The 20,219-nt window shown below is 37.3% G+C and carries 7 protein-coding genes; 4 read left to right on the top strand and 3 right to left on the bottom strand.

The features are described 5' to 3' along the window. Nucleotides 1-970 precede the first annotated feature (970 nt). From ACIQ0D_RS05410 to ACIQ0D_RS05400, 3 genes are all read left to right on the top strand, one after another. On the top strand, nucleotides 971-2,191 hold the full coding sequence (locus ACIQ0D_RS05410; protein ID WP_395803540.1) for an ROK family protein: 1,221 nt from the start codon (nucleotides 971-973) through the stop codon (nucleotides 2,189-2,191). 22 nt (nucleotides 2,192-2,213) lie between these two features. Continuing rightward, nucleotides 2,214-5,324 (top strand): SusC/RagA family TonB-linked outer membrane protein, encoded by a 3,111-nt coding sequence (locus tag ACIQ0D_RS05405; protein ID WP_395803539.1) that lies wholly within the window; start codon nucleotides 2,214-2,216, stop codon nucleotides 5,322-5,324. A gap of 95 nt (nucleotides 5,325-5,419) precedes the next feature. Next, the gene (locus tag ACIQ0D_RS05400; protein ID WP_395803538.1) at nucleotides 5,420-7,327 is read left to right on the top strand and encodes a SusD/RagB family nutrient-binding outer membrane lipoprotein; all 1,908 of its coding nucleotides are present in this window, start codon (nucleotides 5,420-5,422) and stop codon (nucleotides 7,325-7,327) included. A gap of 176 nt (nucleotides 7,328-7,503) precedes the next feature. Here ACIQ0D_RS05400 and ACIQ0D_RS05395 read toward each other — a convergent pair whose 3' ends face one another. The 3 genes from ACIQ0D_RS05395 to ACIQ0D_RS05385 form a co-directional block, all read right to left on the bottom strand. Beyond that, nucleotides 7,504-9,342 carry an alpha-L-fucosidase gene (locus ACIQ0D_RS05395; protein ID WP_395803537.1) on the bottom strand — a complete coding sequence of 613 codons (1,839 nt, stop codon included), beginning with the start codon at nucleotides 9,340-9,342 and terminating at the stop codon, nucleotides 7,504-7,506. Between the two features lie 489 nt (nucleotides 9,343-9,831). Continuing rightward, the gene (locus tag ACIQ0D_RS05390; RefSeq protein WP_395803536.1) at nucleotides 9,832-11,085 is read right to left on the bottom strand and encodes a helix-turn-helix domain-containing protein; all 1,254 of its coding nucleotides are present in this window, start codon (nucleotides 11,083-11,085) and stop codon (nucleotides 9,832-9,834) included. A 3-nt stretch (nucleotides 11,086-11,088) separates the two neighbouring features. Beyond that, nucleotides 11,089-12,246, bottom strand: coding sequence for a helix-turn-helix domain-containing protein (locus tag ACIQ0D_RS05385; protein ID WP_395803535.1), 1,158 nt, complete (start codon nucleotides 12,244-12,246; stop codon nucleotides 11,089-11,091). A 566-nt stretch (nucleotides 12,247-12,812) separates the two neighbouring features. On the opposite strand from ACIQ0D_RS05385, the gene ACIQ0D_RS05380 reads away from it, so the two are divergent. Continuing rightward, nucleotides 12,813-20,219, top strand: a 7,407-nt coding sequence (locus ACIQ0D_RS05380) for an Ig-like domain-containing protein (protein ID WP_395803534.1), incomplete at its 3' end; no start/stop codon positions are given.

Below are 20,219 nucleotides of genomic sequence, written 5' to 3'. Positions count from 1 at the left end.
GTATGCTACATTGAAAGGCAGATAGTTGTTAGTTAATGATAGGAGGAGGGAATAAGGAGCAAGGACAGCTATCTGAACTATGATTTATTTGATTTTTGTGATTGCGGAGAAGGATTAAAGAGCAAAGACAAAAGTATTTCAGATGTGGTTAGCCTAACCAAATAATTACTAACCACCTAACCAACTGGATCAAAGAACAATGAACTAGGAGTAAAGACAAAAAATAACTAGCACATTAGTACTTCAGATGTTGTTAACCTGGCTTCGAGAACCTCAGTCACCTGGCTTCGAGAACCTCAGTCACCTGGCTTCGAGAACCTCAGCCAGCGTATAAATTATTTCTCCCGCAGATTCCGCAGATTTGCTCTGCGCTGATCCGCGAAAATCTGCGGGAGCCAATTTTAATTGATTTCCTGATGTCGCCAGCCTGCTTTCAAAAATCTAGCTTCAAGTACCGCAGCCACCGGGCAACAGATGTCTTAAGCCTGATAATCTAATAATTACCCACCTAACCTTCTAATTATAGCAAGGAATAAGGAGCAAAGACAAAATACAGCATTTCAGATTTCTAGCCTGACAACTGATAACTGACTTCGAGAACCTCAGCCACCGGGTATCGTATGTCGTTAGCCTGATAACTGATAACTGACAACTGACAAACTCTCTCTCTGGCTTCGACAACCTCAGCCACCGGGTAACGTATGTCGTTAGCCTGATAACTGATAACTGACAACTGACAAACTCTCTCTGGCTTCGACAACCTCAGCCACTGGGTAACAGATGTCGATAATCTAACCACCTAACCCACTAACCACCTACACCAAATTAAGCCAAGAAATAAGCTTTCCAATTGTATTCAACCTGAAACTATTCCCAGACTTCTAATAAAAAAATAAAAAGTTTATTAAAATTGATTAAAAGTCTTAACTTCATTTATTGAAATAATTAAAATTCACTCCTGATTAATAAGATGTCTGAAAAGAGATATTTATTTAAGAAAAACTTAATAAAGAGCTTGTACTTTGGAGGCACCCTTTCAAGTGCAGATTTAAGTGCGATTGCTCAAAAAAATCTTCAAATAACATCAAAGGCTATTAATGAATTAGTGAATGAGGGGTCAGTCCTTGCCGCAGGATACGCACATTCTACTGGCGGTCGTTGTCCTCAATTATTTTCTCTAAAACCTGACTTAATGTATGTTGTAGCTGTGGCAATGGATCAGCTAACAACCCGTATTTCTTTACTTAATATGGAAAATAATTTTGTAGGTGAAATAAGGGAGTTAGACTTTATTCTTAGCAATCGACCAAAATTAATTATTGAGCTAGCTGAGCATTTAAATCAATTTATTTTAGACTCAGGAATACCAAAAAATAAAATTGCAGGAATTGGGATTGGAATGCCAGGGTTTGTAGATTCAGAAAAGGGAATAAACCACTCCTTCTTAAAAGTACAAGAGGGAAGTATCGTGAGTATTCTCGAAAAGATTACTAAGCTTCCTGTATCTATCGACAACGACTCCAGCTTAATAGCTTTAGCCGAATTTAAAATTGGGGCTGCCCAAGGCAAACAAAACGTCATGGTGGTGAATATTGGGTGGGGTATTGGCTTGGGTATGATTCTCAATAAAAAGCTTTACCGAGGTAATGATGGCCTAGCAGGCGAACTAAGTCATATACCCTTATTTACAAATAATAAAATTTGCAGCTGTGGCAAAATGGGCTGCCTCGAGACTGAAACTTCCCTATTGGTTGTTGTAGAAAAGGCAATGAGGGGGCTTAGTCAGGGTAAACCAAGTATTCTTAAAAATCTAAATCCTGAAAATATAGAAGAAGCTGCTGAGTTAATTTTAAATGCCGCAATTCAAGGTGATACATTTGCTGTTGAACTTATCTCGGAAGCAGGATATAATATCGGTAGAGGTATTGCCATTTTGGTTCATATATTAAACCCTAAAACCATTATTTTAAGCGGAAGGGGCTCAGTAGGTGGCAAGCTTTGGACAACTCCGATTCAACAAGCTTTAAATGAGCATTGCATCCCTAAAATAGCTGAAAATCTTAATACAGAAATATCAACACTTGGATCACTAGCAGAGCTTTATGGCGCTGCAGCATTAGTAATGGAACATTATGATAAGGTTCATCCAAAAACAAAAACAAGCAACACCCTAATACAAATAAATAATTAACAACAATTTAAACAACCCAAACATGAAAAAACACTACTTGATGTGTTTAAGTGTGATAATGCTCACATTAATGAGCATTACTGCATTTGCACAAAAAACCATTACCGGAACGGTTATGGAGAGCTCGGCACCAGTTCCTGGTGTTACAGTTGCCGTTAAAGGCACAAAAACAATCACCCAGACAGATGCTCAGGGTAAATTTTCTATTTCTGCTAATCCGACAGACGTCCTCGTCTTTACAATGATTGGGTCTGCAAGGCAAGAAATCTTAGTCGGAAATCAACAAACAATCAATGTAACTCTTGTTTCATCTGATAGTGAGTTGGGTGAAGTGGTTATTACTGCATTAGGTATTAAGAGAGAGAAAAAATCATTAGGCTATGGAGTACAAGAAGTTAAGGGAGAGACTTTAGTCTCTGCTAAAGAACCTAACTTAGCAAATACTCTTTCTGGAAAAGTTGCTGGTTTACAAGTAATCCGCTCTAGTGATGGACCTGCAGGTTCTTCTAAGATATTACTTCGTGGTAGTAATTCACTAACAGGGAATAATCAGCCTCTAATCGTTGTAGACGGCGTGCCAATTGATAACTTTACTGGTGCACCGGACAATGGCTATTGGAACAGATCATTAGATATGGGTAATGGTATAGCTGATATCAATCCAGATGACATTGAAACTCTATCCGTATTAAAAGGCCCATCAGCAGCAGCATTATATGGTTCAAGAGCAGGTAATGGTGTAATTTTAATTACTACAAAGTCTGGACGTAAGCAAGATGGCTTAGGAATTACCGTTTCTAGCTCTTATGGAATGTCAAATATCTTTACTAACCCTGAGGTTCAAAATTCATTCGGACAAGGTAATGATAATACATACAATGCTAATTCAGTAAGTAGCTGGGGACCAAAAGCTACAGGTCAGACGGTTACAAATTGGAATGGTAAGCAAGTTGGTTTAGCAACTTACGACAATGTTGACAATTTTATGCAGCAAGGAGCCAATATGAATAATAGCATATCTTTTCAGCAGATGTATAAAAGTACTTCTATTTATACCTCATTTAATCGTTTAGAGGATGAAGGTATTGTACAAGGGACTAAACTTTTACGTAATAACCTTACTGCTAGAGCTGTTAGTAAATTTGGAGCTAATGATCGTTGGGTAACAGATACGAAAGTTCAGTATAGTAATACAAAAGCTAATAATAGACCAATTGGTGGTAGAGATAATAGCAGTGCTTACACTCTGTATATGTTACCTCGCTCGATGGACATTACAGAATTTAAAAACGCTAAAAACAATGCGGGAAACATGCTTTGGTTTGATGGAGCTGGTAGCCAAGTAAATCCATATTGGAGTAATTTATATAATTTGAATCAAGATACTAGAGATCGTTTTATTATTAATGGATCGGTTAAGTATAACTTCAACAGTTGGTTAAATGCTGAAGTAAAAGGTGGTGCTGACTTATATACAACTAGTACACAATCTAATGTATTTAGTGGTAGTCCGATTGCACCTACAGGACGTTATGGTATAGGTAAGCAAACGTTTTCTGAAAGAAATCTTAGTACTTTGATTTCAGCAAGAAAAGATAATATCATTGGTAAGTTCGGTGGTATGCTTTCTATTGGTGGAAACTTAATGCAAACAGATTTTTCTTCATTAAGCTCTAGCGTTGGACTTTTAGTGGTTCCAAATTTGTTTTCACTTAACAATGGTGTGAGCCCTGCTGGTGTGAGCGAAGGTGTTTCAAAACGTAGAATTAATTCCGTTTACAGTAGCGCTCAAATCAGTTATGATGACTATCTTTTCTTAGATGCTACTTTTAGAAACGATTGGTCTTCTACATTAAGCAGAGAAAATCGTTCTTTCTTTTATCCTTCAGTTAGTTTATCTTATGTATTCTCAGATATGTTAACTTCAATGGGTACAACTTTGCCTAATTGGTTCAGTTTTGGTAAGTTAAGAGCATCTTATGCACAAGTTGGTAATGACCTTGCGCCATACCAATTGCTAAATACTTTTAACATAGGTAAAGATCCTAATGGTAATACTACTGCAGGAAGAAACAATATTCTTTTGGATCCAAATGTACGTAGTGAGCTAATCAATTCACTTGAATTAGGAACAGAAATGAGATTCTTACAAGGCCGTATTGGTTTAGATTTATCTTATTACAAAACAAATGCTACTCGTCAGTTGATTGATTTGCCAATGGATGCTTTAAGTGGTTATACCGCTAAAAAAGTTAATGCCGGTGATATTCAAAATACAGGTATAGAATTGGTAATTGATGGTAAAGTACTTGGTAAGCCAAATGGTTTTAACTGGACTACTTCATTTAATTATTCTCGCAACAACAATACAGTTGAAGAATTATCTGAAGGGGTTAACAGATACATGCTAGGTGGTTTCGATGATTTATCTGTATTAGCAGTAGTTGGAGAAAAATACGGTGAAATTTATGGCACAAAGTATTCAAGAGTGAAAGATGTAAAGAGTCCATTCTTTAATCAAATTTTGTTAAATGCAGATGGAATTCCTACCCGTGATCCTGAAATTGTTAAATTGGGAAATCAACAGGCTACAGCTCTAATTGGTTTTACAAATAATTTTGAATACAAAGGATTTGGACTTTCCTTCCTAGTAGATGCAAGAATTGGTGGTGAAATATTTTCTGCTACACATGTTGCAATGCAAGCTCGTGGAACTTCAAATGTTACTGCACCGAATGGTTTAAGAGAAAGCTTTGTAGTTCCTGGTGTAATAAGCAATGGTAGCGGTGGTTATGTTGCTAACACAAAGCAAGTTACACCTCAGCAGTATTGGTTAGGTGTGGCAACTGCAAATAACCTAGGTATTTCAGAAGCTAACATCTATGATGCAAGTAATGTACGTTTGAGAAATGTTCAATTAAGCTATGCTTTCTCTCCGAAGTTTTTGGCTAATAAGCCTATTAAGAATGCGAAAATTGGAGTTTCATGTAATAATGTTTGGTTAATAAAGAGCCACATGAATGGGATTGATCCAGAATCGGTATATGCAACAAGTGGCAATGCAACTGGATTTGAAAACGCGGGTTTACCGACTATGCGTACCTTCTTAATTAACCTTGCATTAGGATTTTAAATGTAAAATAAGGAAACGAAAACATTATGGTTTTATAATTGTAATTTAGAATTAGTAAATCATGATTTTTCTTAATATTTAAAAAATAAACAAAGATGAAAAATAGATATAAAGGTATATGGCTGTTAGTTACCGTTTTGGTAATGGCATCATCATGTAATAAATTCGATGAAATTAATACTAACCCTTTGGCCGCAAATGCTGATCAGGTTCAAGTTGATTATTTTATTAACAACAGTATTGTTGGCTCACAAATGGATCCACACATTGCAGAACGTGTGTTTATCCTTTATTGGAAAACCGCGGGTCGCCAACAATTAGGTGGTGGTATTTCAACTGGTGGCTATAACGATGGATGGTCTTCCGACTATTATAATGGTTATATGGGTAGTTGGTTAAATACAGCAAATTCAGCTATTCAAGTTGGAAATGAGCAAATAGCCAAAGGCACAAATAAATTATACACAAAAAATTTAGTACAAGTTGCAAGAATTTGGCGAGCATATTTGATGAGTGAATTGTCTGATAACTTCGGTCCGATTCCTGTTAATAGCTTTCAAGGAACAAATCCTGAGTTTTCAAGTGAGAAAGATGTTTACTATCACTTACTTAGTGAGCTAAAAGAAGCTAGTGCAAGCTTAGATTTAGCTGTTGTAAATCCAGATGCTGTTAAAAAACAAGATCCTGCTTTTCAATATGATTATAATAAGTGGAAAAGATATGCTAATTCTCTGCGCTTGAGATTGGCTATGCGCTTGTCTGAGGTAGATGCAGCAAAAGCAAAATTAGAATTCGAAGATGCAGCAAAAGATGTTTTATTAACCGATGCAAATCAAACCTTTAAGGTTACTGAGCGTAATGGTTGGGATGCATTAACAGGTGTGATGAGTAGAGAGTGGAATGCGCAAATTATGAGTGCAACTTACCGTAATCTAACTTATAATTTAGGTGGAATTTCTTCTACTAGTCAAGTAGGAGTTGCTTTACAACCTTCTGTTAAACCAGATAATTATATTGGTTTGCGTTTACAAGACCATTTTACAACTAAAACTAATGATCCTTTTGCAGGATATTGGTTAGATGGTTTGCCAAGTAAGGTAGATCCAAGAGCATTTAAAGCTTTTATTATTCCTGGCGATTTTGCTAATCCAAACTTCAATAGCTATCCATCATGGGATAATACAGCAAAAACTACTGTTCGTACGCTTACAGATGGTACAAGTGCAATAAAAACCATTGATGCTAAATATTCATGGAATGGTTATGCACCAGGCGATTGGGGTGTTCCAGGATCTAGAAATAACGTTAGATCATTTAATGGTACTATGCCTCGTACATCCAATGAATTTAGAACAAGTGCTAGTTCAAGAATTTTCTTTGCTAACTGGGAAACTTATTTCTTAGTTGCTGAAGGAGCTTTACGTGGTTGGGCAACTCCTATGACTGCTAAAGTAGCCTACGAAGCTGGTGTTAAAGCTAATCTTGACTATTGGGGTCTTGGTGGTCAAAGCGCTGCTTACTTAGCATCTACTGACTTTAATAATGCTGGTACCTCTGTAAGTTGGGATCATACTACTGAGCCTCCTGCATCACGTACTATGACTTTTAAAGATGGTTACACAAATGCAGATGGAACTGCTCAAATTAAATACCCAGAGAATACCATTTATAAGTCTGGTTCAGTTAAAAATGATTTATTAACCAAAATTATTACGCAAAAGTTTATTGCTCAAACACCATGGTTACCTTTAGAAACATGGAGTGATCACCGTAGACTTGGACTTCCATTCTTTGAAAATCCAGCAGTTGAAAATGCATTGGTTACCTTACCAAACTTAACAGCTGCTAATTTTATGACTGCAAGTGTTAAAAATTTCCCACAAAGGTTAAGATATCCTTCAGGGCTGAAAAACAGCAATGCTAAAGGATATGCTCAAGCTGTTGGATTTTTAGGAGCAGGAGGAGATGAAGTTTTAACTCCACTTTGGTGGGCTAAAAAATAGTCGAAATCTAATATAAAAAAGGCTGCTAAATTTTATTTAGCAGCCTTTTTTTATGGATATAAAATTGTAATTAAAGTCTAGAGTATCTTTTTAAATTATTCCTGAGTCTTTTAAAATCAGAGCATTAATCTATTTATTTTTTTCTCTTAAAGCATATATTTAAGTTCATAATCTACTTAATTACTCTCAATAGGCTTTATCTCCTCCTGATGTAAACTCAAAGGCTTATCCAATAAAACTGCTATAATAGTCATTTTTGCATCCAGCTGATCTTCTGGAACAGGGATGTAAAGCATACCTGGGACTTCGCTCCAATATTGTTTGTTAAGAATTTGATGGGTTAATAAAGTGCCGTTACCTACAATTCGGATGCGATTGATTTTGTTTTTTATCCCTTTAATCTGCAATGGCCCATTTGGTTTCCCATCTACGAATAAATATAGAGTTTGTTTATCGGGTGATAAGCTGCTGAAACCATCATAATAGCCTTGAGGTAGTCCGCTAGAGCCTGTAATGGCCTCTGCATGCTTCTTTGTCCAGTTATTGACATCTTCTAGTAATTTAGATTCGGTTGGCTCCTGGGGCTTAATTTGAGCTAACTGAGCTTTGAATGAAAAATCACCCATCCAGCTATCGTTTGCTAGAGCGTGAATTAGGGGTAGGGGACTAGTATCAATGTTTTTAGCTAAGCTTTTAAGTAAATTATTGTAATTTACTTTAGGTACTTCCTTTAAAAACTCCGCTTTTTCTTCAAATTCTAAGGCAATTACTGAAACTGTAGGATCTAATTGATTTTTCTTGATTGAAATATAAGTTATCCCAGTAGATGCATCATATTTATGTTTTAAATCGGTATTGCTGCCTAAAACACGAACTTTTTTAGGATGCCGAGCTAGGTTCCGTATCTCTACATCTGCTGTTGGAATATTTTCTACAAATGCATAAATAGTCTTTCCATCAGCACTAATAGTCGATTTTCCTTGATAGTTGGCGCCACATATACCCGCTCTTGTCCCAAAAAGGGCTTCTGCATGTTTTTTGTTCCATGCACCAAGATCTTGAAGGATTTTTACTTGTTCGGCAGGGATAGTGCCATCTGGTTTCGGTCCGATATCTAATAATAAATTACCACCATTAGCTACACAGTCGATGAAGGTGCGAATTACCTGATTAGATGTTTTATAATTTTTATCATGTTGTACATAGCCCCATGAATCATTCATGGTTAAACATAGTTCCCAATAAGGCGCACTCGGACGTACAACTGGTACTCCCTGCTCTGGAGTAGCATAGTCACCAAAACCGTTTAATCGAGAGTTAACAATCACACCTGGGTTTCTTTTTTGAAGCATTTGTTGCACTTCCGCTGATCTCCATTCCTGTGCATTATGCTCCCAATCACCATCAAACCAGTATAAATCTGGATTGTACTGCTCAGAAAGCTCCTTTAGTTGTCCCGTAAAATAATTTTGAAATTTCACCCAACGCTCAGGCTCTGATTTTAATGCGTATCGTTTTACCTCACGGGTCATTACATCATAATCTGGATAACTCCAATCAGGAAGCGAATAATAAATACCAGTTTTTAATCCTGATTTCTTTAAAGCCTTCACAAATGGTGTGAGAAGATCTTTCCCAGCTTTGCTATCTTTTATTGTATTGATACCTCCCATTTTTGAATCCCACAATGCCACACCGTCATGGTGTTTAGAGGTAATTACAGCATATCCAGCACCACTCTCCTTAATAAAGTTAACCCATAGTTCAGGATCATAATTAGAGGCATTGAAGCCATTTAACTGCTTCATATAATCCTCATAACTGATATAATTATTGAAAAAAGACCAAGATTCGGGAATGCCATTTACCGAATATATTCCCCAGTGTATGAAAATTCCAAGACGAGCATTTTCAAACCAATCCATTTTTGAATCGCGTGCTTTAAGTTGAGCACTAGTGTTGCTTACCCACAGCAAAGCCATTGCTAATAGGAAATATTTTAAATTAAATTTCATAGTTTAATTATAAGAAAATTTCTTGAAAGTAGAGTAGGTGGTTATCAGTTGGTAGTTATCAGTTGACAGTTGTCAGATATTTGAATTGCGAATGTGCTGGTTAAAGATTTTTTGTCTTTTCTCTTTGCTCTAGAATTGGTTATCGGTTGGTAGTTATCAGTTGACAGTTGGTAGTTATCAGTTGACAGTTGTCAGATATTTGAATTGCGAATGTGCTGGTTAAAGATTTTTTGTCTTTTCTCTTTGCTTTAGAATTGGTTATCGGTTGGTAGTTATCAGTTGACAGTTGTCAGTTATCAGTTATCAGATATTTGAATTACGAATGTGCTGGTTAAAGATTTTTTGTCTTTACTCTTTGCTCTAGAATTGGTTATTAGTTGTCAGTTGACAGTTATCAGATATTTGAATTACGAATGTGCTGGTTAAAGATTTTTTGTCTTTACTCTTTGTTCCTTGTTCTTTGCTCCAGTTAATTGAATCCAATCACTTCTAGTTTATTGAAGTTTTTGAGTGGTTTTTAGGAAATTTACGATAGCTGCCTTGATTTTTATGTTGTTTCATATAATCGAAAGGGGATAGTCCTGTGGATTCTTTAAATACGGAAAAAAAGCTTGATTTGGAGGCGAATCCAGATTCAAAGCCAATACCTTCAACAGTCATAATATCTACCTGCGGAGAGAGTAAAAGACGTTTGGCATGTTCGATTCTAAAATCGTTTCTAATGGAAGTAAATTTTGTTTTGATGATATTAGTAAAGCAATATCCCACATGATGTTTAGGGATATTTAACTCTTCAGCAATATCATCGATACTAAATTCAGTGTTGAGGTAGGGTTTATTTTTTTCAAAATATTCCAAAATTCTTTTAGCTGTATTTGTAAGAGGGTCTATTAGCTGAGATGTGGTTAAATCATCGCTTTTTAAGTCTTCTGGTGTAGGGTTTTTAATTTCTAAAATTTGATTTTCTTCATTTTCATTTTGAGAAGCAGCTAGAGGAATACCGTATAAAATTCCTGGGAAGATTAGCATCATTATAGGAATAATAGCATAAGCTATTCCTGTATAAGAGCTTATGGTTAATTGGTTAAAGACGTCTTTTTTAAAATTCTCTGTTTTGAAGAATATATAAGTCATGGATAGATAAAGAACTGCAACTAAAAATGAAATTATGGATAAGGAGATTAGCCATTTCGTTATTAGTTGCTTTTGAGCAATTGGCGACTGTTTGCTTTTGAGATTAGAATATCGCCAAATCAATATCATGCAAGTTATACTGTAGCCAAATAATAGAAGGGGACGTGCTATAACATTTATATGGTTGGGGTATAGCGAATACACATAAAATGTTTTTATGCTACCGGGATTAGAGATATAGTTTTGTGCGACATCTAATTTATACTCAAAATTTTGAAATATATAAGGTAAGACTGATATTAATCCCATAGTAAATGGGATGAAATGAATAAGATCTTTTTTAGTTAAGAGATAATTGTCGTTGATAGTATTTCTTATATAAAAATAGAGCATAGGCCCTATTAAATAGTAAATTGGCATTAATTGCACGTTAATTAGCGCAAGTTTATAAGCCGAATCATTAAAGAAAACGAGATGATGCAAAATGCCATAAATGGCTAATGGGATTAAAAAGCCTAATAGGTATAAGATATTACGATTAACCTTTGAATTATAAGTAAAAAGAACGGTGCAAAGTGCGAGTGTAAATAATGAAAAATAGTAGACCATTTTTTATTGAATGTTATTTTCTAACAATATATATTCTGTGGGTGTAAGACCAGTTTCTTCTTTAAATGTCGTAAAAAAATTTGTCTTAGAAGAAAAACCAGATTCCATCCATACTCCTTGTAATGTTTTTGAATCGAGATCGCTTTCTAAAAGTAGTTTTTTAGCATATTCTATTCTATAACTTGTTCTTAGTTGCGTAAATTTTTTGTTAAGGCAGGTTTTAAGGCAAGCATAGAGTTGATGTTTGGGGACATCTAAGTGGTTTGCTAAATCATCTAAGCTAAAAGATTTATTTAAATAAGGTTTATCATTTTCGAAATACTCTACAATTCTAGCACCCAAGAGGTATAGACTTTTATCGCTTAAAGTATTTTTTGTTTTTTCATTATTTCCGGATTTGCATTCATATTTAGTAATACCATAAAGCACTTTTGGGAAGAATATGATAACTGCTGGTATAAGTGAAAATGTTAGTCCCGCAATAACAGTAAATAAATAATTATTAACATATACTTTATTTACTATTTCATTTGTATAAACATCAATGGTTAAGAAGTTGAAGCAAATGGCTAAGAGTACTGCATTTGAAACTAAAAATAAAAGCCAATTAAACTGAGTGGTTCTATTTTCCTCATTCTTTTTGCCCGCATGTTTTTTCCAGCAATTATATAATAGAGATATACAAGCTAATACATATGCACTGAATAGTACTGATCTAATGAAAGCGCTAATGTAAAAGGGGTAAATTAAGGCAGTACTCCTTACATCCGAAAAGTTTGAGTAGGCGAATATTTTTTCAGCGATTCTATATTTCTCTTCAAATGGGATAAAATAGTATGGCGCAATATTTATAAATCCGATGATTGCAGGTATAAAATGCCAAAGATCGTGTTTAGAGAAGTTCCATTCTTTTTTTAGGGTTCCTTTAACATATAAAAACAGTAGTGCACCTGGAATATAAAAAAGTGGAGAAAAATGTTTGAATAAAACAGCAATTGAGAATACAGAATGACCCTCAAACAAGAAATAATGCAATAGGCTATAGATACATAAAACAAAAAGATAGCTGGTGAGCCAAAAGCTGTTTTTGTTGTTTTTATGGTTGTTATAGGCAATTAATACACTTAATATTAATGCAGTAATTGATAAATACAATATCATATTGGTTATTTTTTAATGAATTCATCCATACATAAAATGGCAGAGTTCCATTTCTCAAAAAGAGTACATTTTTTTCATTTAAAAAATTTAAATGAGTTCACAAACGTAAAACTGGAGTGATTTGTAGTCCTCTTTCTAATAATTTGCTGGGATTCTTCACAGCTTTGCACCCTAATTTGATATTTTCTTATCATTAATTGAAATATTAAAATGACTGTAATGGAATAAACGGCAGGCTTTAAAAGCTTTTTATTTCCAATAACGATACTTAAGATTTAAAGTGCTTTTTAAGCTTATTAAATATAATACATAAATAATTGAGAAGAGCGCAAGCTCTAAAGAAATAAAACAATACACATGTTAATGACCTAATTAAAACGAGTGCCCCAAAAATGTATATCTAATACATTTATTTACTATAACTATTGAAATTTTTCTACTACCTATTGAAAATGCAATCAAAAACAAACCAAATCAACTTGGCTTTTGCTAGGCTTTTAGTTGTTTCAACGACTAAATTTTCTTTATTACCTCTTAAAATCAATTTGCTTAAATCCTTCTTTATTATGGTGCTTGTGTCCTGTTCACTTTTTGTGAGCGGGCAGACCATTGGAGGGACTGGACCAAATGACGACTTAGATGGCGATGGAATTATTAATTCTCTTGACATTGACGACGACAATGACGGTGTGTTAGATACACAAGAAGAATGTGGTGTTGTATTCAATCAAGTTTTTCCTACTTCGGGGAGTCATCAAAATTCCTTGACTGGGGGTTGGGTAATAGATGGAACCACTAATACTTCGGGTGATTGGACATCTGGTGTAGGTAAAGTTAATTTTAGTTCTGCTGGTTTACAATTTTTACGTGATCAAAGTACAATTACAACGGTTACTAAAACGTTTACAAACGTTCCTGCAAATCTAAAAATTAGATTGTCCAACATATTTTGGTTGAACACCCTTAGTAGCGGTTCGACTACTACAGCAATTTTGAATATTAAATTTGGCGGAGTAACTTATGCCACAATTAATACAGGTACTGATCAAGGTTTCGCCCCTCCAATAACTGTCTCAAATGGAGCGGTTTCAAATCTTGCTACTTTACCATATGTTGCTACGGCCAAGACTAAATCAGCACTAACGAATTTAGAAATCACTTTTTCAAATGCAGCTATTGCTTCTGGCGACTTGCAATTCGAATTTCTTGCGGCTTCTCATATCTCTGATGTGGATGATATCGGTTTCTCAGCAATTAACCTTTCATCTTGTTTTATTGATACAGATAATGACGGTAAAATAAATTCATTGGATTTAGATTCTGACGGCGATGGTTGCGCAGATGCTATTGAAGCAAGTGGTTCTACAACAGCTACCAGCACCACCGTTTATCCGCAAGGAGCTGATACCAATACAAACGGTTTATTAGACGTGTATGAAGGCACAACCGCAGGAACGATTAACTATACTTCTACGTATGCAGATGCATTGAATGGAGCTTATTCCGTTTGTTTAGCTTTACCAACTATAAGTAACCTTTCTTTGTGTCAACGTCAAACAACTTCTGCTTTAACAGCTACTGGTGACGCAGGATCTACCTTAAATTGGTACACCGTTGTTACAGGGGGTACGTCAAGCACCACCGCTCCTACACCTTCCAGTGCAACACTAGGTACAAAAACTTATTATGTATCACAAACAGTAGCCGGAGTGCAGTCGCGAAGAGCCGCCTTAACAGTAACTGTTTATGCAAATCCAGCACAACCTGGAGTAATTTCTGGTCCGGTTAACGTTGTAATTGGAACGACCCAAACATATACAATAGCTACTGTACCTAATGCAACATCTTATATTTGGACTTTGCCTAATGGATGGACTGGAACATCTACCACCAATAGTATTTCCGCAATTGTTGGAAATTCATCAGGACATATCGCCGTCGTAGCAGTTAGTGCTCAAGGTTGCACAAGTCCTAACCGAACCTTAGCTATTAGTGCGGGGACAACTCTAGATACCGATGGGGACGGAAATCCAGATATAGTAGATATTGATGATGATAACGATGGTGTTTTGGATGTGAACGAGTGCGGTGTTGTATTGAATCAAGTTTTCCCAACAACGGGAGGAAATACCAATACCTTATCCGGATGGACAGTTGGTGGAACTTCTGCTAGTTCTGGTGCTTGGACATCCAGTGTAGGTAAAATTAATTTAAGCGCTTCTGGATTAGAATTTCGTCGGGACCAAAGTACTATTTCAACGATTACCAAAAGCTTTACAAATCTGCCTGCTAATTTGAAAGTTAGGTTTTCAAATATTTATTGGTACAATACTGCAGAGATAGGAAGTATTTCGACGGGTATTTTAAATCTTAAATTGGATGGTGTAACATATGCCACAATCAATACAGGTACTGTCCATGGTTTTGCGCCTACAATTACGGTTGCTAATGGAGCTACTTCAAATTTAACCAAGCTTGAGATAGTTTCTACGGAATCTACTAAGTCAGCACTTTCTAATTTAGAAATCATGCTTCCAAATGCGATTATTGCTTCTGCTGCTTTACAAATTGAATTTATAGCTGGATCTGACGGGGCGGAAGTGGATGATATCGGTTTCTCAGCAATTACCCTTTCATCATGTAGTACTGATACGGATTCAGACGGGATAATCAATACATTAGATTTAGATTCTGACGGAGATGGTTGCGCAGACGCAATTGAAGCAAATAGCTCGTATACGGCTACAAGTACTACAGCTTATCCTATTGGAACAGATACCAACGCAAATGGTTTGCTAGAAGATTATGAAGGTACTTCTTCAGGTACAATTAACTATACCTCAACCTATACTAATTATGCATTAATTAACACCATAAATGCTTGTTTAGACACAGATGGTGATGGCATTCCAAATTTATTTGATTTGGATGATGACAATGATGGTGTTTTAGATACGACGGAGTGTTTGCCCGCTCCTTATAAAGCGTATACTTATAACAGAGCTACAACCAGTTGGTCTACTGCGGTACCTATTAGCGTTAAAGGAAGTACAACTCAGTCTATTACACTTAATCAAGCTGCCGCAGCGGTTGCTCCTAACTCATTTACTTTCGAAGGAGTGAATGGTTGGAAGTTATTGAATGCAACCGGTGTACAACCTGATGCTAACGGCAAAATCACTATTACAATTACTCCTTCTGGTGGAACCAATGTAGTGGCTGACGCCATGTTAATTACAAATGGGATAAATACCTTTATTATTGACGATAATGCTACCAGTACAGCTAACTTTGTTTTGGCAGGTAGCAATTGGGCGACTCAAACCGACAAATTGGATGCTTTCGCTTATTCTAATGCAACTAAGGATAATACGTATATTGGTAGTGCTAATTATTCTGGTCGTTCTGCATCGTATATCTTTACTATTCCAACAGCTCCTTGTGCAGATACAGATAATGATAGTATTCCGAATAGTTTGGATTTAGATTCAGACGGAGACGGCTGTGCAGATGCCATTGAAGCAGGTAGTTCTACTATCGCTTCTAGTACTGTTGTTTATCCATCAGGAACAGATACGAATAAAAATGGCTTATTAAATGCGTATGAAGGTTCTACTGTTGGAACAATCAATTATACATCAACTTATACAAATGCAACAGATAATTCTGTTAAATCTGCATGTGCTAATATTGTAAACGCACCAACAGCAGCAGGTGTAGCGTATTGCCAAGGGCAAACAGCGCTTACTTTAACAGCGACAGGAATTTCAGGTTCTACTTTGAAATGGTACACGGTTGCAACAGGCGGAACATCAAGTGCTACTGCACCGACACCATCAACAACTACAGCTGGAGTGACAACGTATTATGTGTCACAAACAGTGAATGGAGTTGAGTCGTCAAGAACAGCATTGAATGTAACAGTGAATGCAATTCCAGCACAACCTGGAGCCATCACGGGTAAAGCAAGTGTATTGGCGAATGCAACAGAAACTTATTCAATAACAGCGGTGCCTGATGCAAGTACTTATACATGGACTTTACCAAATGGTTGGAGCGGAACTTCAACAACAAATAGCATCACAGCAACGATTGGTTCATCGGCTGGTACGATCAGCGTGGTAGCAAGTAGTTCAGCGGGTTGCGTGAGCCCCGCACAGACATTGGCAGTAGCCATTGCGCCAATTGCACCAACAGCAGCAGGTGTAACTTATTGCCAAGGTCAAACAGCGGTTGCATTAACAGCGACAGGAGTTAGTGGTTCTACCTTAAATTGGTACACCGTTGCTACGGGTGGAACATCAAGTGCTACCGCACCGACACCATCAACAGCTACAGCAGGAGTGACAACATATTACGTATCACAAACAGTAAATGGGGTTGAGTCGTCAAGAACAGCCTTGAATGTAACAGTGAACGTAACCCCAGCGCAACCTGGAATTATATCTGGATCGAATAGTATTCTTCCTTTATCTAATCAAGTGTATTCAATAATAGCGGTACCTGATGCAAGTACTTATACTTGGACTTTACCAAATGGCTGGAGTGGAAGCTCAACAACTAATAGCATCACAGCAACAGCGGGCTTATCTGCTGGCACGATCAGTGTGGTAGCCGTAAGTTCTTTAGGTTGCGTGAGCCCTGCACAGAGCTTAGTTGTTACTATTAACATGACCTTGGATACTGATGGAGATGGTGTGCCAGATTCACAAGAAATTTTAGATGGTACCAATCTTAACAACCCATGTGAATTTGACGCAAGCCATGTTACCTTATCTAAAGGGATCGTCTGGAATAATGCAGATTGTGATGGAGATGGAGAAAGCAATGGACTTGAATCTTCAAATGGAACAGATCCATCTGTTAAGTGTTCGAATAGCATACCTTTCCCAACACCTACGATTACAAGTACTGGCTCAAATGTATGTTCAGGGACAGCAATTACCTTAAGCTCAAGTGCAGCAACATCTTACCAATGGTACAAAAATGGGGCGCTACTTGTAGGTTCAACTTCTCAAACATTACAAACTTATCTATCAGGATCTTACACGGTTAAAGTGAAAAATGCACTTGGCTGTGAAAGTGTATTAAGTTCTCCAGAAGTAGTAACAGTAATTACTCCACCAACGGCTGTAATCGCCCAAGGTTCTGTCTTGGCTATGGGTAATTCATGTAATGGAACGCCAATTAAATTGCAAGTTAGTACAAATGCTACAGGTGCAACTTACCAATGGTACAAGGATGGAGTACCTTTAACAGGAGCCCAAGCAACAACAGCTAGCTATGATGCTACAGCAGCAGGTTCATATACGGTTAAAGTAGATAATGGTGTTTGTGTCACTGAATCAGCGATAACAAAAATACTTCCACCAGCAAATGTATCGACCTCTATTTCACCAATGGTTTGTGCAGGGAATGTGGTGACTATCAAAGCTGACCCTACTGGTTATACCGCTCCAACTTATCAGTGGCAAATAAACACAGGTAGTGGCTGGTCGAATGTATCAAGCAATGGAATAGGCGTGTCTTATGATGCTTCATCAAGCGGCGATTACCGAGTAGTTATTACCGATCAAGCAGTTTCTTCAACATCATGTCCAATATCAGTAACAGTTAATCCATTACCCACAGTTACGTTGTCAGTACCACCTTCGATAAGTATTTGTCAAGGCACAACAATCACCCTAAGTGCAAATGCAACCGGCAAGTCACCATTTAGCTACATATGGAGAACAGGTGGTATTGAGATGAGCACTCAAACAGGGAGCACATTTACAACAAGCAGTTCAGGAGTCTTTGATGTAAAAGTTGTGGATGCGAATGGCTGCGATGCGATAAGTTCACAATTGACCATTACGGTAAATCCATTGCCTGCTCAAGTGGTAGCAAGTGTGACACAACCAACATGTATATTATCAACAGGAAGCATCACGGTAAGTTCACCAAAAGAAAGTGGAATGACATATAGCTTAGATGGATTTACCTACACAAATACGACAGGAGTGTTTACGGGAGTCAGCTCAGGAACCTACACGGTTTATGCCAAGAATGCGAATGGCTGTGTGGGACCAACTGCAAGTGTAACAGTCAATGCACAACCAGTTACTCCAGCACAACCTGGAGCAATCAGTGGAAATACAACGGTATCAGCCAATGCAACAGAAACCTACTCGATAGCCGCAGTAACGAACGCAAGTAGGTACACTTGGACATTACCGAATGGCTGGAGTGGAAACTCAACAACTAATAGCATTACAACAACAACAGCTACAACGATTGGTAATTATAATGTAAGTGTGGTTGCAATTAGTTCAGCAGGTTGCGTGAGTCCCGCACAAACATTGGCTGTAGTACTTGCGCCAAATGCACCAACAATTACGGCAGTAACATATTGCCAAGGTCAAACAGCGGTCGCTTTAACAGCGACAGGTGTTAGTGGTTCTACCTTAAATTGGTACACGGTTGCAACAGGCGGAACATCAAGTGTTACTGCACCGACTCCATCAACAGCCACCGCAGGAGTGACTACGTATTATGTGTCACAAACAGTCAGTGGGGTTGAATCGGCAAGAACAGCATTGAATGTAACAGTGAATGTAACCCCAGCACAACCTGGAGCAATCACGGGTAGCGCGAGCGTATTAGCCAATGCAACAGAAACTTATTCAATAACAGCGGTACCTGATGCAATTACTTATACTTGGACTTTACCAAATGGCTGGACGGGAATCTCGACGACTACCGATATAACTACTACAGTTGGAAGTTTGGGAGGAACAATTTCAGTTGTTGCTAAAACTGCTACTTGTATTTCTACAGTTCGATCTTTAGTTGTAGTAATAAATACTACTTTAGACACCGATGGAGATGGTGTAACAGATGCTCAAGAAGCTATTGATTTAACTGATCCAAATGATCCATGCGATTTTGTATTAACAAATGTCACTCTATCGAAAGGCACGACATGGAACAATGCAGATTGTGATGGAGATGGTTTAAGTAATGGCACTGAAATTACAGGTGGAACGGACCCTTTAAATCCGGATACGGACGGTGATGGAAATCCAGATAATACAGATCCAAATCCTAACGTACCAACAGCTACAAATGATAGCGCAAATGCAACATTAGGTACCCCTCTTGTGTTAAATATCTTAGCAAATGATGATTATCTGCCAAATGATGGAAATACAATCACTCAAACTGGTGGAACAGCTTCAGGTACGGTAAGTTTTAATGCACTTACTGGCGAAATGACTTATACGCCTGCCACTGGCGAAGAGGGTACTTCTGTTACAGTTATTTATGAAGTATGCCAAGGGATTATTTGCGCTTCGGCAACGGTAACTATTACTGTTACAGCTTTAACTACGCCACCCTCAACTCCTATTGATAGCGATGGGGATGGGGTGAGTGATATACAAGAAGCAATTGATTTAACTAATCCTAATGATCCATGTGATTACAAATCTTCAAGCCAAGATTTGACCAAAGTAAGTACTACTTGGAAGTCATTAGATTGTGATATTGATGGTTTAACCAATAACGAAGAGTTAACAGGTGTCGATGATCCTATAACTCCAGCCAATCCAAATGGAAAAATCACCGATCCATTGAACAAGGATACGGATGGTGATGGTGTTACGGATGGTCAAGAGGCCTTAGATGGTACTGATCCAAATGATGCTTGTTCATTCAAGCTTGCGAGTCAAACGCTTACACCAAGTAATGCTTGGAAAGCAGCAGACTGTGATGGTGACGGATTGACTAATGAGGAAGAGAAGACAGGAATTGATGATCCTTCTACTCCCGCTAATCCAAAGGGTATTAAAACCGATCCATCGAATAAAGATACTGATGGAGACGGAGTAACTGATGGTCAAGAGGCCTTAGATGGTACTGATCCAAATGATGCTTGTTCATTCAAGCTTGCGAGTCAAACGCTTACACCAAGTAATGCTTGGAAAGCAGCA

The sequence above is a fragment of the Daejeonella sp. genome (assembly GCF_044342615.1).
Taxonomy (GTDB): Bacteria; Bacteroidota; Bacteroidia; order Sphingobacteriales; family Sphingobacteriaceae; genus Daejeonella.
The sequence above is the reverse complement of the archived record's forward strand: the minus strand, read 5'-3'. Positions and strand labels throughout refer to the sequence as shown.

Bases quoted from the DNA above. Each gene is read 5' to 3' on its own strand.
- ACIQ0D_RS05410 (WP_395803540.1), top strand. From the start codon at position 971: ATGTCTGAAAAGAGATATTTATTTAAGAAAAACTTAATAAAGAGCTTG.
- ACIQ0D_RS05405 (WP_395803539.1), top strand. From the start codon at position 2,214: ATGAAAAAACACTACTTGATGTGTTTAAGTGTGATAATGCTCACATTA.
- ACIQ0D_RS05400 (WP_395803538.1), top strand. From the start codon at position 5,420: ATGAAAAATAGATATAAAGGTATATGGCTGTTAGTTACCGTTTTGGTA.
- ACIQ0D_RS05395 (WP_395803537.1), bottom strand. From the start codon at position 9,342: ATGAAATTTAATTTAAAATATTTCCTATTAGCAATGGCTTTGCTGTGG.
- ACIQ0D_RS05390 (WP_395803536.1), bottom strand. From the start codon at position 11,085: ATGGTCTACTATTTTTCATTATTTACACTCGCACTTTGCACCGTTCTT.
- ACIQ0D_RS05385 (WP_395803535.1), bottom strand. From the start codon at position 12,246: ATGATATTGTATTTATCAATTACTGCATTAATATTAAGTGTATTAATT.